Source organism: Bradyrhizobium sp. JR4.3 (assembly GCF_040547695.1).
GTDB classification, from domain to species: domain Bacteria; phylum Pseudomonadota; class Alphaproteobacteria; order Rhizobiales; family Xanthobacteraceae; genus Bradyrhizobium; species Bradyrhizobium canariense.
On record NZ_JBEPQF010000002.1, the window covers coordinates 466,899 to 479,765 of the forward strand.

At 63.6% G+C, this 12,867-nt stretch carries 14 protein-coding genes; 10 read left to right on the top strand and 4 right to left on the bottom strand.

Annotated elements, in window-relative coordinates:
- The first annotated feature begins 3 nt into the window (after positions 1 to 3).
- From ABIB91_RS05490 to ABIB91_RS05535, 10 genes are all read left to right on the top strand, one after another.
- Positions 4 to 1,659 (top strand): nitrite/sulfite reductase, encoded by a 1,656-nt coding sequence (locus ABIB91_RS05490; protein WP_354159419.1) that lies wholly within the window; start codon positions 4 to 6, stop codon positions 1,657 to 1,659.
- The gene (locus tag ABIB91_RS05495) at positions 1,646 to 2,161 is read left to right on the top strand and encodes a DUF934 domain-containing protein (RefSeq protein WP_354159417.1); all 516 of its coding nucleotides are present in this window, start codon (positions 1,646 to 1,648) and stop codon (positions 2,159 to 2,161) included. The genes ABIB91_RS05490 and ABIB91_RS05495 overlap by 14 nt, the downstream gene beginning before the upstream one ends.
- On the top strand, positions 2,158 to 2,889 hold the full coding sequence (locus ABIB91_RS05500; protein WP_354159415.1) for a phosphoadenylyl-sulfate reductase: 732 nt from the start codon (positions 2,158 to 2,160) through the stop codon (positions 2,887 to 2,889). Before ABIB91_RS05495 ends, ABIB91_RS05500 begins: the two co-directional genes overlap by 4 nt.
- Positions 2,890 to 2,997: 108 nt before the next feature.
- Entirely contained in the window at positions 2,998 to 4,011 is a 1,014-nt protein-coding gene (locus ABIB91_RS05505) for a sulfate ABC transporter substrate-binding protein (protein ID WP_354159413.1), read from the top strand.
- 87 nt (positions 4,012 to 4,098) lie between these two features.
- Positions 4,099 to 4,884, top strand: a complete 786-nt coding sequence (gene cysT / locus ABIB91_RS05510) for a sulfate ABC transporter permease subunit CysT (RefSeq protein WP_007599849.1) — start codon at positions 4,099 to 4,101, stop codon at positions 4,882 to 4,884.
- A 10-nt stretch (positions 4,885 to 4,894) separates the two neighbouring features.
- Positions 4,895 to 5,806, top strand: coding sequence for a sulfate ABC transporter permease subunit CysW (gene cysW, locus ABIB91_RS05515; RefSeq protein WP_354159412.1), 912 nt, complete (start codon positions 4,895 to 4,897; stop codon positions 5,804 to 5,806).
- On the top strand, positions 5,796 to 6,833 hold the full coding sequence (locus ABIB91_RS05520; protein WP_007599851.1) for a sulfate/molybdate ABC transporter ATP-binding protein: 1,038 nt from the start codon (positions 5,796 to 5,798) through the stop codon (positions 6,831 to 6,833). Before cysW ends, ABIB91_RS05520 begins: the two co-directional genes overlap by 11 nt.
- A gap of 90 nt (positions 6,834 to 6,923) precedes the next feature.
- Positions 6,924 to 7,427: a CAP domain-containing protein gene (locus tag ABIB91_RS05525; RefSeq protein WP_219682889.1), complete on the top strand. Its 504-nt coding sequence runs from the start codon at positions 6,924 to 6,926 to the stop codon at positions 7,425 to 7,427.
- A 78-nt stretch (positions 7,428 to 7,505) separates the two neighbouring features.
- Positions 7,506 to 8,681 (top strand): DUF3734 domain-containing protein, encoded by a 1,176-nt coding sequence (locus tag ABIB91_RS05530; protein ID WP_354159409.1) that lies wholly within the window; start codon positions 7,506 to 7,508, stop codon positions 8,679 to 8,681.
- A gap of 1 nt (position 8,682) precedes the next feature.
- Entirely contained in the window at positions 8,683 to 9,471 is a 789-nt protein-coding gene (locus ABIB91_RS05535) for a 3-hydroxybutyrate dehydrogenase (protein ID WP_106941870.1), read from the top strand.
- A gap of 136 nt (positions 9,472 to 9,607) precedes the next feature.
- Here the strand turns inward: ABIB91_RS05535 and ABIB91_RS05540 are convergent, their stop codons facing one another.
- From ABIB91_RS05540 to ABIB91_RS05555, 4 genes are all read right to left on the bottom strand, one after another.
- A complete protein-coding gene (locus ABIB91_RS05540) occupies positions 9,608 to 10,432 on the bottom strand; it encodes a sulfite exporter TauE/SafE family protein (protein ID WP_007599859.1) in 825 nt (274 codons plus the stop codon).
- 230 nt (positions 10,433 to 10,662) lie between these two features.
- Positions 10,663 to 10,977, bottom strand: coding sequence for a type II toxin-antitoxin system RelE/ParE family toxin (locus tag ABIB91_RS05545; RefSeq protein WP_354159407.1), 315 nt, complete (start codon positions 10,975 to 10,977; stop codon positions 10,663 to 10,665).
- Positions 10,974 to 11,210: a hypothetical protein gene (locus ABIB91_RS05550; protein WP_219682885.1), complete on the bottom strand. Its 237-nt coding sequence runs from the start codon at positions 11,208 to 11,210 to the stop codon at positions 10,974 to 10,976. Before ABIB91_RS05550 ends, ABIB91_RS05545 begins: the two co-directional genes overlap by 4 nt.
- 53 nt (positions 11,211 to 11,263) lie before the next feature.
- The gene (locus ABIB91_RS05555) at positions 11,264 to 12,631 is read right to left on the bottom strand and encodes a flippase (RefSeq protein ID WP_354159403.1); all 1,368 of its coding nucleotides are present in this window, start codon (positions 12,629 to 12,631) and stop codon (positions 11,264 to 11,266) included.
- Positions 12,632 to 12,867 lie beyond the last annotated feature (236 nt).

Consider the following 12,867-nt stretch of genomic DNA (forward strand, 5'->3'; position numbering starts at 1 on the left):
CTTATGTATGCTTACGATGAAATCGACCGCACGCTCGTCAACGAGCGCGTCTCGGAATTCCGCGACCAGGTCAAGCGCCGCCTCTCCGGCGAGCTCACCGAGGACGAGTTCAAGATCCTGCGGCTGCAGAACGGCGTCTATCTGCAACTGCACGCCTACATGTTCCGGGTCGCGATCCCCTACGGGACGCTGGCGTCGAACCAGTTGCGGGCGCTCGCCCACGTCGCACGCAAATACGACCGCGGCTACGGCCATTTCACCACGCGGCAGAACATCCAGTTCAACTGGATCAAGCTTGCCGAGCTGCCGGATGCGCTGGCCGATCTCGCCGAAGTCGGCATCCACGCGATGCAGACCTCCGGCAACAATATGCGCAACGTCACCTCGGACCAGTGGGCCGGCGTCGCGCCCGGCGAGATCGAGGATCCCCGCATCTGGTCGGAGCTGATCCGCCAGCACACCACGCTGCATCCGGAATTCTCGTTCCTGCCGCGCAAGTTCAAGATCGCGATCACCGCGTCGGACCACGACCGCGCCGCGATCAAGATCCACGACATCGGCCTTCGCCTGATCAAGAACGAGAAGGGCGAGACCGGCTTCGAGGTGCTGGTCGGCGGCGGGCTCGGGCGCACGCCGTTCATCGGCAAGACCATCAAGCACTTCGTCCATGGCCGCGATATTCTCAGCTATATCGAGGCGATCCTGCGCGTCTACAACCAGTACGGTCGCCGCGACAACATCTACAAGGCGCGCATCAAGATCCTGGTGCACGAACTGGGCATCGAGAAGTTCTCGCGCGAGGTCGAGGAGGAGTGGCAGCACATCCGCAACTCCTCGCTCCAGATCGACGACGAGGTGGTCGAGGACATCCGCTCGCGCTTCACCTATCCTGCCTACGAGAAGCTGCCGCACATGCCGGACGAGCTGCGCCAGGCCGCGGCCGATCCCGATTTCGAGGCATGGCGCAAGAACTCAGTCGCTCCGCACAAGGTCCAGGGCTATTCCATCGTTACGATCTCGCTGAAGCCGATCGGCGCGCCTCCGGGCGATGCCACCGCCGAGCAGATGGATGCGCTCGCCGATCTCGCCGACAGATATTCCTTCGGTGAGATCCGCGTCGGCCACGAGCAGAACCTCGCTTTGCCGCATGTCGCCAAGCGCGACCTGCCGGCGCTGTGGAAGGCGCTCGACAAGCTCGGGCTGGCGACCCCGAACGTCAATCTGATCACCGACATCATCGCCTGTCCGGGCCTCGACTATTGCTCGCTGGCGAATGCGCGTTCGATCCCGATCGCGCAAGAGCTGACGCGGCGCTTCGCCAACCACGAGCTCGCCAATCTGATCGGCCGGCTGCACATCAACATCTCCGGCTGCATCAATGCCTGCGGCCATCACCATGTCGGCCATATCGGCATTCTCGGCGTCGAGAAGAACGGCGAGGAGGTCTACCAGATCACCATCGGTGGCCGCGCCGACGAGAGTGCCGCGCTCGGCAATCTGATCGGCCCCGGCGTCAAGTTCGACGAGGTGGCCGACGTGGTCGAGGACATCGTGGAAGCCTATCTGGCGCTGCGCGAGCGGCCCGAAGAGCTGTTCATGGACACGGTGAAGCGTCTCGGCGTCGAACCCTTCAAGGAGCGCGTCTATGCCACTCGTTAACGGCGGAAAGATCGCCGACGACAGCTTCGTCAAGCTCGCCGTCGACACGCCGCTGCCCGAGGGCGGCGACATCCTGGTGCCGGCCGAGCGCTTCGTCGGCGAGGCGGATGCGCTGCTCAAGCGGACCGGCAAGGTCGGTGTGATCTGGCCGAACAATCGCGACATCGCCGAACTGGTGCCCTATCTCGGCAGGATCGCCGTCGTCGCGCTGGTGTTCCCGACCTTCCGCGACGGACGCGCCTACAGCCAGGCGCGGCTGCTGCGCGAGCGTTACAATTACCGCGGCGAATTGCGTGCGACCGGCCAGATTCTGCGGGACCAGTTCGTGTTCATGCTGCGTGCGGGCTTCGATTCCTTCGACGTCAAGAAGCAGGCCGACGCGGAAGCCTTCATGCAGACCGCGAAGCGCTACTCGGTGTTCTACCAGCCCACCGGTGACGGCCGCATCACGGCGCTGCACCGGCGCATGCAACTGCGTCATTCCGAGGGTGTCGGCACGTGAACGCAATCGCGTCTCCAGTTTCGTCAATCTCCGCCTCTGCGCTGCCTTCCGCGGAGGAGCTCGATCGCGCCTTGCGCGATGCCTCGCCCGCCGAAATCATCGCCGCTGCGCTGAAGACGGTCGGGCGCGACAAGCTTGCGCTGGTGTCGTCCTTCGGCACGGAATCGGCGACGCTGCTGAAGGTCATGGCCGAGGTCGATCCGGCGATCCCGGTGATCTTCCTCGACACCGGCTGGCTGTTCGAGGAGACGCTGGCCTATCGCGACACGCTGATCGCGACGCTGGGCCTGAAGGACGTCCGCTCGATCAAACCTGCCGAAGAGACGCTGTCGCGCGAAGATCCCGACCGCGACCTCTGGTTCTCCGATCCCGACGCCTGCTGCCGTATCCGCAAGGTCGAGCCGCTGGCGCGGGCGCTGAAGCCGTTCGACGCATGGCTCAACGGCCGTAAGCGCTTCCAGGGCAGCTCGCGCGCTGATATCCCGGTGGTCGAAGACGACGGCGCGCGGTTGAAGTTCAATCCGTTCGCCAATGTTTCGCGCGAGGAACTCGAGGCGATCTTCGCCCGCGCCAAATTGCCGCGTCATCCCCTGGTCGCGTCGGGATTCCTGTCGGTTGGGTGTATGCCTTGCACGAGCAGAACGACTGAGGGCGAGGATGAGCGCGCCGGTCGCTGGCGCGGCCGGGCCAAGACGGAATGCGGCATCCACACGATGAAGACTTCGTAGCAAAGTTACGCTGCCCGGCTACGAACAAGAAAATCCGGTTCCGTTGACTTGAGCGCGTTTCGCCCCGAGTTATGCCTGCCATCGATGACGCCGACGTCATTGATGTGAATGGAGATGGACATGATGCGTCGTATCGTTCCGCTCGCGGCAGGACTGCTCGTAACAGGATTGTTGGCAAGCTCGGCTCTCGCCGCTGACATCAATTTGCTGAACGTCTCGTACGATCCGACGCGTGAGCTCTACGTCGAGTTCAACAAGGCGTTCGCGGCAGCCTATCAGAAGGAAACCGGCAAGAGCGTCGAGATCAAGCAATCGCATGGCGGCAGCGGTTCGCAGGCGCGCGCCGTGATCGACGGATTGCAGGCCGACGTGGTGACGCTTGCGCTCGCCTACGACATCGACGCCATCGCGGGCAAAGGCCTCACGACGGCTGACTGGCAGAAACGGTTGCCGCAAAACTCGTCGCCTTATACCTCGACCATCGTGTTCCTGGTGCGCAAGGGCAATCCCAAGGCCATCAAGGACTGGGACGATCTGCTCAAGCCGGGCGTCGCCGTGATCACACCGAACCCGAAGACGTCAGGCGGCGCGCGCTGGAATTATCTGGCGGCCTGGGGCTTTGCGCAGAAGAAATACGGCTCGGTGGACAAAGCCAAGGATTTCATCGGAAAGCTCTATCAGCAGGTGCCGGTGCTCGATACGGGTGCGCGCGGCGCGACCGTGACCTTCGTCGAGCGCGGCGTCGGCGACGTGCTGCTCGCCTGGGAGAACGAGGCCTATCTCGCGCTCAAGGAATTCGGCCCCGAAAAGTTCGAGATCGTCGCGCCGCCGCTGTCGATCCTCGCCGAGCCGCCGGTTACGATCGTCGACAAGGTCGCCGATAAAAAAGGCACCCGCAACGCTGCCGACGCCTACCTTCAGTACTGGTACACAAAGGAAGGTCAGGAGATCGCCGCGCGCAATTTCTATCGTCCTCGCGATGCCGAGATCGCGAAAAAATACGAAAACGCCTTCGCCAAGGTCGAACTATTCACGATCGACAACGTTTTCGGTGGTTGGACCAAGGCGCAGAAGGAACATTTTGCCGACGGTGGCGTCTTCGATCAGATTTACAAGAACTGATCGGGCGCCCTCGGAGGGGCTTTAGCAGGGGGCCTGGTGAGCGTAATCGCAGCACGACGCCGGACATTGCCGGGCTTCGGTCTCACCATGGGACTGACGCTTTCCTGGCTGACCCTGATCATCCTGATTCCGCTCGCTGGGCTGTTCCTGAAATCGCTCGAGCTCAGCCCCGAGCAGTTCTGGAACATCCTCTCCAGCCGGCGCACCCTGAATGCGCTACGCGTGTCCTTCGGGCTCGCCTTCGCGGCGGCCTGTGTCAATCTGGTGATGGGCAGCATCATCGTCTGGGCGCTGGTGCGTTACCGCTTTCCCGGCCGGCGGATCTTCGATGCCATCGTCGACGTGCCGTTCGCATTGCCGACGGCGGTTGCCGGCGTCGCGCTGACCGCCCTGTTCGCTGAGAAGGGCTGGCTGGGTGCGCCGCTTGCCGCGCTCGGCATCAAGGTGGCGTTTACGCCGGTCGGCATCTTCGTCGCCATGATCTTCATCGGCATCCCCTTCGTGGTGCGTACGGTGCAGCCGGTGCTCCAGGATATCGACCCCGAGATTGAGGAAGCCGCGGGCAGTCTCGGCGCCAGCCGCTGGCAGACCATCATTCGCGTGATCCTGCCCTCGCTGGGGCCGGCGCTGCTCACGGGCCTCGCGCTCGCCTTCGCCCGCGCCGTCGGCGAATACGGCTCGGTGATCTTCATCGCCGGCAATCTGCCCAACGTCTCCGAGATCGCGCCGCTCCTGATCGTGATCCGGCTATCGGAGTTTCGCTATGCCGATGCGACCGCGATCGCCGTCGTCATGCTCGTCGTCTCCTTCGTCATCATCTTCGCCGTCAACCGGCTCCAGCGCTGGGCGCAGAGCCGGATACCTGTGCGCTGAGGAGGATGCGATGACGATGCAGATCGCAGATTCCGTCTCACTTTCGGCTCCGGACGCCAGGGCACGCGCGCATGCCGCGGCCGCACGCAACAATCTCCGCACCGAGCCAAAGGCGGTCCGCATCGTCATCATCGCGCTGGCGATGACCTTTCTCTCAGTCTTCGTCGTGCTGCCGCTGGTTGTGGTGTTCGCGCAGGCCTTCTCGAGGGGTATCCTTGCTTATCTCGCCGCTCTGACCGACCCGGAGGCGCTGTCCGCGATCAAGTTGACGCTGTTGGTTGCTGCAATTTCCGTCAGCCTCAACCTCGTGTTCGGTCTCGTCGCGGCGTGGGCAATCGCGAAGTTCGAGTTCAGGGGCAAGACCTTCCTGATCACGCTGATCGATTTGCCGTTCTCGGTCAGCCCGGTGATCTCGGGTCTCGTCTTCGTGCTGCTGTTCGGCGCGCAGGGCTATTTCGGCGGCTGGCTGCGCGATCACGACATCCAGATACTGTTCGCGGTGCCCGGTATCGCGCTTGCGACCACCTTCGTGACCTTCCCCTTCGTGGCACGTGCGTTGATCCCGCTGATGCAGGAGCAGGGCACGCAGGAGGAGGAGGCCGCCATCTCGCTCGGCGCCTCGGGCCTGCAGACCTTCTTCCGCGTCACGCTGCCCAACATCAAATGGGGCGTGCTCTACGGCGTCCTGCTCTGCAACGCGCGCGCGATGGGCGAGTTCGGCGCGGTCTCCGTCGTCTCCGGCCATATCCGCGGCGAGACCAACACCATGCCGCTGCTGGTCGAGATTCTCTACAACGAATACCAGTTCGTCGCGGCGTTCGCGATCGCCTCGCTGCTGGCGATGCTGGCGCTGATCACGCTGATCGCCAAGACCGTTCTGGAAAATCACCTCGACGAAGGACATGACGCAAGTGAGCATTGAAGTCAGGAATCTCGTCAAGAAGTTCGGCAGTTTCAAAGCCCTCGACGGCGTCGACCTCAAGGTCAATGACGGCGAGCTGCTCGCGCTGCTCGGGCCGTCTGGCTCGGGCAAAACAACGCTGCTGCGGATCATCGCCGGGCTCGACTGGCCCGATTCCGGCGAGGTGTCCTTCAACGGCGAGGATGCGTTGGCGCAGGGCGCGCGCGAGCGGCACGTCGGATTCGTATTTCAGCACTACGCGCTGTTCCGCCACATGACGGTGTTCGAGAACGTGGCCTTCGGGCTGCGCGTGCAGCCGCGCGCGATCCGCAAGGACGAAGCGACCATCCGCGCGCGCGTCAAGGAGCTGCTCGATCTCGTGCAGCTCGACTGGCTCGCCGACCGTTATCCGAGCCAGCTCTCCGGCGGCCAGCGCCAGCGCATCGCGCTGGCCCGCGCGCTCGCGATCGAGCCGCGCATCCTGCTGCTCGACGAACCCTTCGGCGCGCTTGATGCCAAGGTGCGCAAGGAGCTGCGCAAATGGTTGCGTTCGCTGCACCACGAGATCAACGTCACCTCGATCTTCGTCACCCATGATCAGGAGGAGGCGCTCGAAGTCGCCAACCGCGTGGTGGTGATGGACAAGGGCAAGATCGAGCAGATCGGCTCGCCCGATGACGTCTATGAGAGCCCGGCGACCGCCTTCGTCCACAGCTTCATCGGCGAATCCATCGAGCTTCCGGTCCTGATCGCCGAGGGCGTCGTCAGGCTTGGCGACCGGCCGCTTCGGCTCGCGGCAGACGGGCATGCGCCTGGCGCGTCAAGACTGTTCGTGCGGCGACACGACATGTTGGTTGGCCCGCCCGGCAGCGGTGCCTTTGAGGGCGCCGTGCGGCATGTCCGGAATTTCGGTCCCGTGCAGCGAGCCGAGGTGGCACTATCAGGCGGAGAAACCATCGAGATTGACGCTCCCCGCGACAGGGAACTGCGCGCCGGCGACACGATCGGCCTGGAGCCCCGCCGCTACCGGATCTTTGCGGGCACCTGAGCGCGCTCAACGGGTCAATTTTTCCTCAATATTCACCTTTCAGCCACGGTTGGTATGCAACAACGGCGCCTGATTTGGGGGCTCCTGTTCATGCGCGTCGCGGCCGCGATACTCATCCTTTTGCTGCTCGCCGGCTGTGCCGGCAACGAGGCACCGGTCCAGCAGCCCTCGATGTATGCCGATATGGCTGTCCCGGGCGCAAAGCTCGATGCGCAGGCGGCAGCGATCATGATCTCGCAATACCGCCAGAACAACGGGCTCGGCACCGTCGTGATCGATCCTGCCCTGATGAGTCTCGCCGAATCTCAGTCCCAGGCCATGGCTGCCGCCAACAAGATGGACCACGACGTCCGCGCGCCGCTGGCCAAGCGCCTCAGCGCCGGCGGCTATCCGGCGACCGTTGCGGTCGAGAACGTCTCGGCCGGCTATCATACGCTGGCGGAAGCGTTTTCCGGCTGGCGCGACTCGCCCCCGCACCGCGCCAACATGCTCAAGAGCGGTGTCACAAAATTGGGCATCGCGGCGGGCTATGCTCCCGGCACCAAATACAAGGTGTTCTGGACCATGATCCTGGCCTCGACGGACGCCCGATAAGCCAGACTTGATCCCGGGATGCATTGACGCCGCGGCAGACTGTCGCCACGGTCGCTCGCCATCTGCTAGTGTTCCCGCATGATTGATCATAGTCCAGAAGTCGCAACAATCCCCGCGAACGCGCAACGTGTCCTGGTCCTCCAGGGCGGCGGCGCGCTCGGCTCCTATCAGGCCGGCGCCTTTCAGTCGCTCTGCCATGCCGGCTTCGAGCCGGACTGGGTCGCCGGCATCTCGATCGGCGCGGTCAATGCCGCGATCATCGCCGGCAACGAAGGGCAGACGCGCGTCAAGCGGCTCAAGGAATTCTGGGAGATGGTCTCCGCGCCCGTGCCGTGGAAGCCGATGGGCAAGAGCGACCACAGCCGCGAGCTGTTCAACTCGACCAGCGCCGCATTGATCGCGACCTTCGGCGTGCCCGGCTTCTTCACGCCGCGCATCCCGCCCGCGCCGCTCTGGCCGCCCGGCAGCCCGCAGGCCGAGAGCTATTACGACACTGCACCGCTGAAGAAGACGCTGGAGCGTCTGGTCGATTTCGACCGCATCAATGATCTGAAGACGCGGCTGTCGGTCGGTGCCGTCGGCGTCACTTCCGGCAACTTCAAATATTTCGACAATTTCGAGTTCAGGAAGCGCGGCAAGAAAATCGGCCCCGAGCACATCATGGCCTCCGGCGCGCTGCCGCCCGGCTTTCCGTCCGTTGTGATCGAGGGCGAGCATTATTGGGATGGCGGCATCGCCTCCAACACGCCGCTCGACTACGTGCTGGACGCCGAGACCGACCGCGATCTTCTGATCTTCCAGATCGACCTTTTCAGCGCCCGCGGCGATCTGCCGACCTCGCTGCTCGAGGCGACCGAGCGCGAGAAGGACATCCGCTTCTCGAGCCGCACGCGGATGAACACCGACAAGAACAAGCAGGTGCACAACGCCCGCAGGGCCGTGCGCGACCTGATTTCCAAATTGCCCGATTATCTCAAGAACGACCCTTCCGTGGAATTCCTTGCCAAGGTATCGCGCGAAAGCACTGTGACTGTGGTGCACCTGATCTACCGCAGCAAGAACTACGAATCCTCGTCCAAGGATTACGATTTCTCGCATGTCGCTATGGTCGAGCATTGGGAAGCCGGCGTGCGTGACGTGCATCTGTCGATGCGCCACAAGGACTGGCTCGAGCGGCCGCAATCCGGCGAGACCATGGTGACCTACGATCTCACGGGGGACGTCACTGCGCCCCCGCCAAAAAGGAGCGAGTAATATGGGAAGTCTGTCAGGCAAGAACGCCGTCGTGACCGGGTCGACCAGCGGCATCGGGCTCGCCTATGCGCGCGCCTTCGCCGCCGCCGGCGCCAACGTCGTCATCAACGGCTTCGGCTCGCCGGAGGACATCGAGAAGGAGCGCGCCAAGATCGAGTCCGATTTCGGCGTGAAGGCGGTCTATTCGCCCGCCGACATGACCAAGCCGGCCGAAATCGCCGGGATGATCGCGCTCGGCGAGAAGAGTTTTGGTTCGGTCGACATCCTCGTCAACAATGCCGGCATCCAGTTCGTCTCGCCGATCGAGGAATTTCCGCCGGAGAAATGGGACCAGATCATCGCGATCAACCTGTCCTCGGCCTTCCATGCCATTCGCGCCGCCGTCCCGGGCATGAAGAAGAAGGGCTGGGGCCGCATCATCAATACCGCTTCCGCGCACTCGCTGGTCGCCTCGCCCTTCAAGTCGGCCTATGTGTCGGCCAAGCACGGCATCGCCGGCCTGACCAAGACCGTGGCGCTGGAGGTCGCGACCAGCAAGATCACCTGCAACTGCATCAGCCCCGGCTATGTCTGGACGCCGCTGGTGGAGAAGCAGATCCCCGACACCATGAAGGCCCGCAACCTCACGCGCGAACAGGTCATCAACGACGTGCTGCTCGACGCGCAGCCGACCAAGGAGTTCGTCACCTCCGAGCAGGTCGCAGCCCTCGCGCTGTTCCTGTGCGGCGACGATGCGGCGCAGATCACCGGCACCAACCTGTCGATCGACGGCGGCTGGACCGCGGAGTAGTTCGGCGGTGCCGTAGGGTGGGCAAAGGCGCGTCAGCGCCGTGCCCACCATTGTTTGTTCGAATGAGGAAAAAAGTGGTGGGCACGCTTCGCTTTGCCCACCCTACAAGATGATATCGGACGACGCCGTTCTCCGTTCAGTGCGTCCAGGCCAGCGCCGTCTCGAATGCCGAGGACAGGTGCAGCTCCGCGAACATGATCTTGCCGGCGACCACGAACAGCACGCAGGCAAGTGTCAGGCGCAGCACCGTCTCGGGCACGCGCGTCGCGCTAAAGCTGCCGACGACGATGCCGGGCAGCGAGCCCAACAGCAGCACGCCCATCAGCGCCCAATCCACGTCGCCAAGCGCCCAGTGCCCCATTCCGGCGATCAGCGTCAGCGGGACCGCATGGGCGATGTCGGAGCCGACGATGGTCGCCACCGGCAGTCGCGGATAGAGCAGCAGCAGAACGGTGACGCCGACCGCGCCGGCGCCGACCGATGAAATCGAAACCAGCACGCCGAGCACGATTCCGGTGACGACGGTCGCGATCGCCGTGGTGCGGTCATCGACCTGCTCCAGGCGCCGGCGATAGCGCTCCATGATCGATCTGCGGAAGATCAGCGAGGTCGCGGTCAGCAGCAGTGCGAAGCAGAGCACGAGGTTGACGAGATTGCGCTCGGAATCGCTCTTGAGGTCGAGCTTCCACAGCACGAGCAGCGTCAGCGCGCTCGCCGGAAGGCTGCCGCAGGCGAGCCGCAGCACCGCCGGCCAGTGCACGCTGCGCGACCAGCCATGCACCACGCTGCCGCCGGTCTTGGTGGCGGCGGCATAGAGCAGGTCGGTGCCGACCGCGGTCGATGGATGAATCCCGAACAGCAGGATCAGCAGCGGCGTCATCAGCGAACCGCCGCCGACGCCGGTCATCCCGACCAGCAGGCCGACGCCGAAACCGGAGGCGACGTAGAGTGGATCGATCATGTCCAGGGAATCTTAGGTCTATCTCGTCAGTTGGGCAATATGACGTAGAATAAACTTTCCCTGCGGCGCAACCGCTTGCACCGAATAAGAAAAATCCTCCTGCAGGCGGGCGGAGCGGAGGCGTTTTCTCCAATTCATCGCCCTCTCGCGAAACGGACATTTCGGTTAGACGTCAAAACCGGAATCCAGAGCCTCGGTTCTCATTCAATCAGAACCGATAACGCTCTAGACTAGGCATACTGCCTTCCGGGCTCATTCAGCCCCGCGACCGGTCCCCGTGACGTGTGGCGGATGTGGACGATATGGATGACGTCGCCACGGACACGGTAAAATATCCGGAATGGGTAGCGGACGACCGCTGCGACACGAACCTCGGAACGGTGCGCAACGCGTAGCGCCGAGAAAGGCGCGACACAGACACGTTCCACGACGTCAACGAATCTCTGGCCGACAGCTTCCGCGATCACAGGGCTGGCGTTGCCGGCATAATAGGTCGCGATGTCCGCGAGATCAGCAAGCGCCCCTCGCGTCCAGACGATCTTCATCCCCGCGCAAATTTCGCGAAGGCCTCCGCAACCTCGGCATCCGTAGCGACCTCACCGCGATCTATCGACGCCAAGGCCGCGTCGATGCTCCGCAATTCCTCTTGCGTCGCAAGATACTCGCCGCCGAGCAGCTCACTCTCGATTTCGCTGGCAATGGCAACCAACTCCTTCTGGGCCTCTTCAGGCCAAGTCTGGGCACGTTCCAGAAGGTTTCGCAGATCGCTTGCAGCCATGGATCCGATTATATCAGGCGGCGGATGGCTTTCCAATCGCCTTGAGCCGATGGCTAGCGTCCGAACGCCAGCACGTGCAGGCCGAGCCGCTGTCGCACGATCCAGAACAGCAGCACCGTCTCGAAACTGAGCGAGATCGAGGTCGCGGCCGCAGCACCGTGGCCGCCGAAGCGCGGCACCAGCGCGATGCAGAGCACCAGGTTCATCGTAAACGCCAGCGCATAGGCCAGCGCGCAGATCTTCTGCTGGCCGAGCATGTTGAGCAGCCGTTCGACCGGGCCGATCGCGGAACGGACCACGAGGCCGATCGCGGCGACGAACATGATGTCGTAGCCGACCACAAATTGTGGCCCGAACAGCCAGAGCAGCGGCTTGCCGAGCGCGAGCAGCACGATGGTCGCCGCCAGCGACGGCCAGAACGTCCACTTGATGGCATGCGCCACGTAGGCCGACAGCCGCGCCTTGTCGCCCGCAGCGTTGTATTCGGCGAAGCGATGCGCGGTTGTCGCCGACATCGCGTAGTGGATGAAGGAGACCAGCGCCAGCGTCTTCACCACGGCGAAATAGACGCCGACCTCCTCGGAGGGGCGGAACTGCTGCAGCACCAGCACGTCGGTGTAGGACAGCAGCAGGTAGAAGCTTTCGACCAGCAGGATCGGCAGCGACACGGCGAGCCAGCCGCCGATGTCGTAGGCCTTGGGGCCCGGCTCGATATGACCGCCGAGCTTGCGGTTCAGCACCACCATCTGCCCGGTCATCGCGATCCACACCGCGCCCGCGCTCGCGATCATCGCGGCGACCGCGCCGAGATGATAGCCGAGCAGGAAGGCGCAGGCCGTGATGCCGATGATCAGCGCCTGGCGGATGATGAATTGCGGCATCAGGCCGAGCTGCATCCAGTCATGCGAGCGCGCGATGCCGTCCTGGGTGTTGGCGACGACGAAGGCGGGCAGCGTCATGCAGCCGATATAGAGCGGCAGCTCTTCGGCCGGATCGATCCAGGGTGACAGCAATTTGACGAGAGCGGCGAGGCCGAGCGACACCAGTGCAGAAACGGCAAAGGTCAGCCAGCGGCTGCCCGAGAGAAAGCCGCGCAGCAGCGCATGCTCGCCACGGGCGCGGTATTCCGGAATGATTTTTTGCGCGGAGGCCGAAATGCCAAAGTCCATCATGCTGCCGAGCAGCAGCACCCAGGTCCAGACATAGACATAGACGCCGTAGTCCGACGTCCCCATCCAGCGCGCGAGCAGGACCTGCGAGAAATAGGCAAGACCGGCGCTGATCACGCGGATGACGAAGATGGTGCCGGCCAGCCGCCGCGTCAGCGATGCCTCGCTCGACCCGCCCGTCAATTTGTCGCGCAGCCGCGCGATGAGGCCGGCAGGTCCGGTCGTTGCGGGTTCTGCATCCATCACGGCCAATTCGAAGGGTCCCCGAGGCGCACACGCGCATGCCGCGGAAGGCTTCTGCGCTAGCCTTGGGGATTAGCAACCATTCGTTAAGATTCGGTTGGGTGGAATGTGTTGCAACCCCAACGTCGTCCTGGGCGTAAGCCAGGACCCATAACCCCAGGGAGAGGTTTGGCGAAGATTCGAGGTTAGCAGTTTCGCGCCACCACTACGCCTTGGGGTAATGGGTCCTGGATCTACGCTCCGCT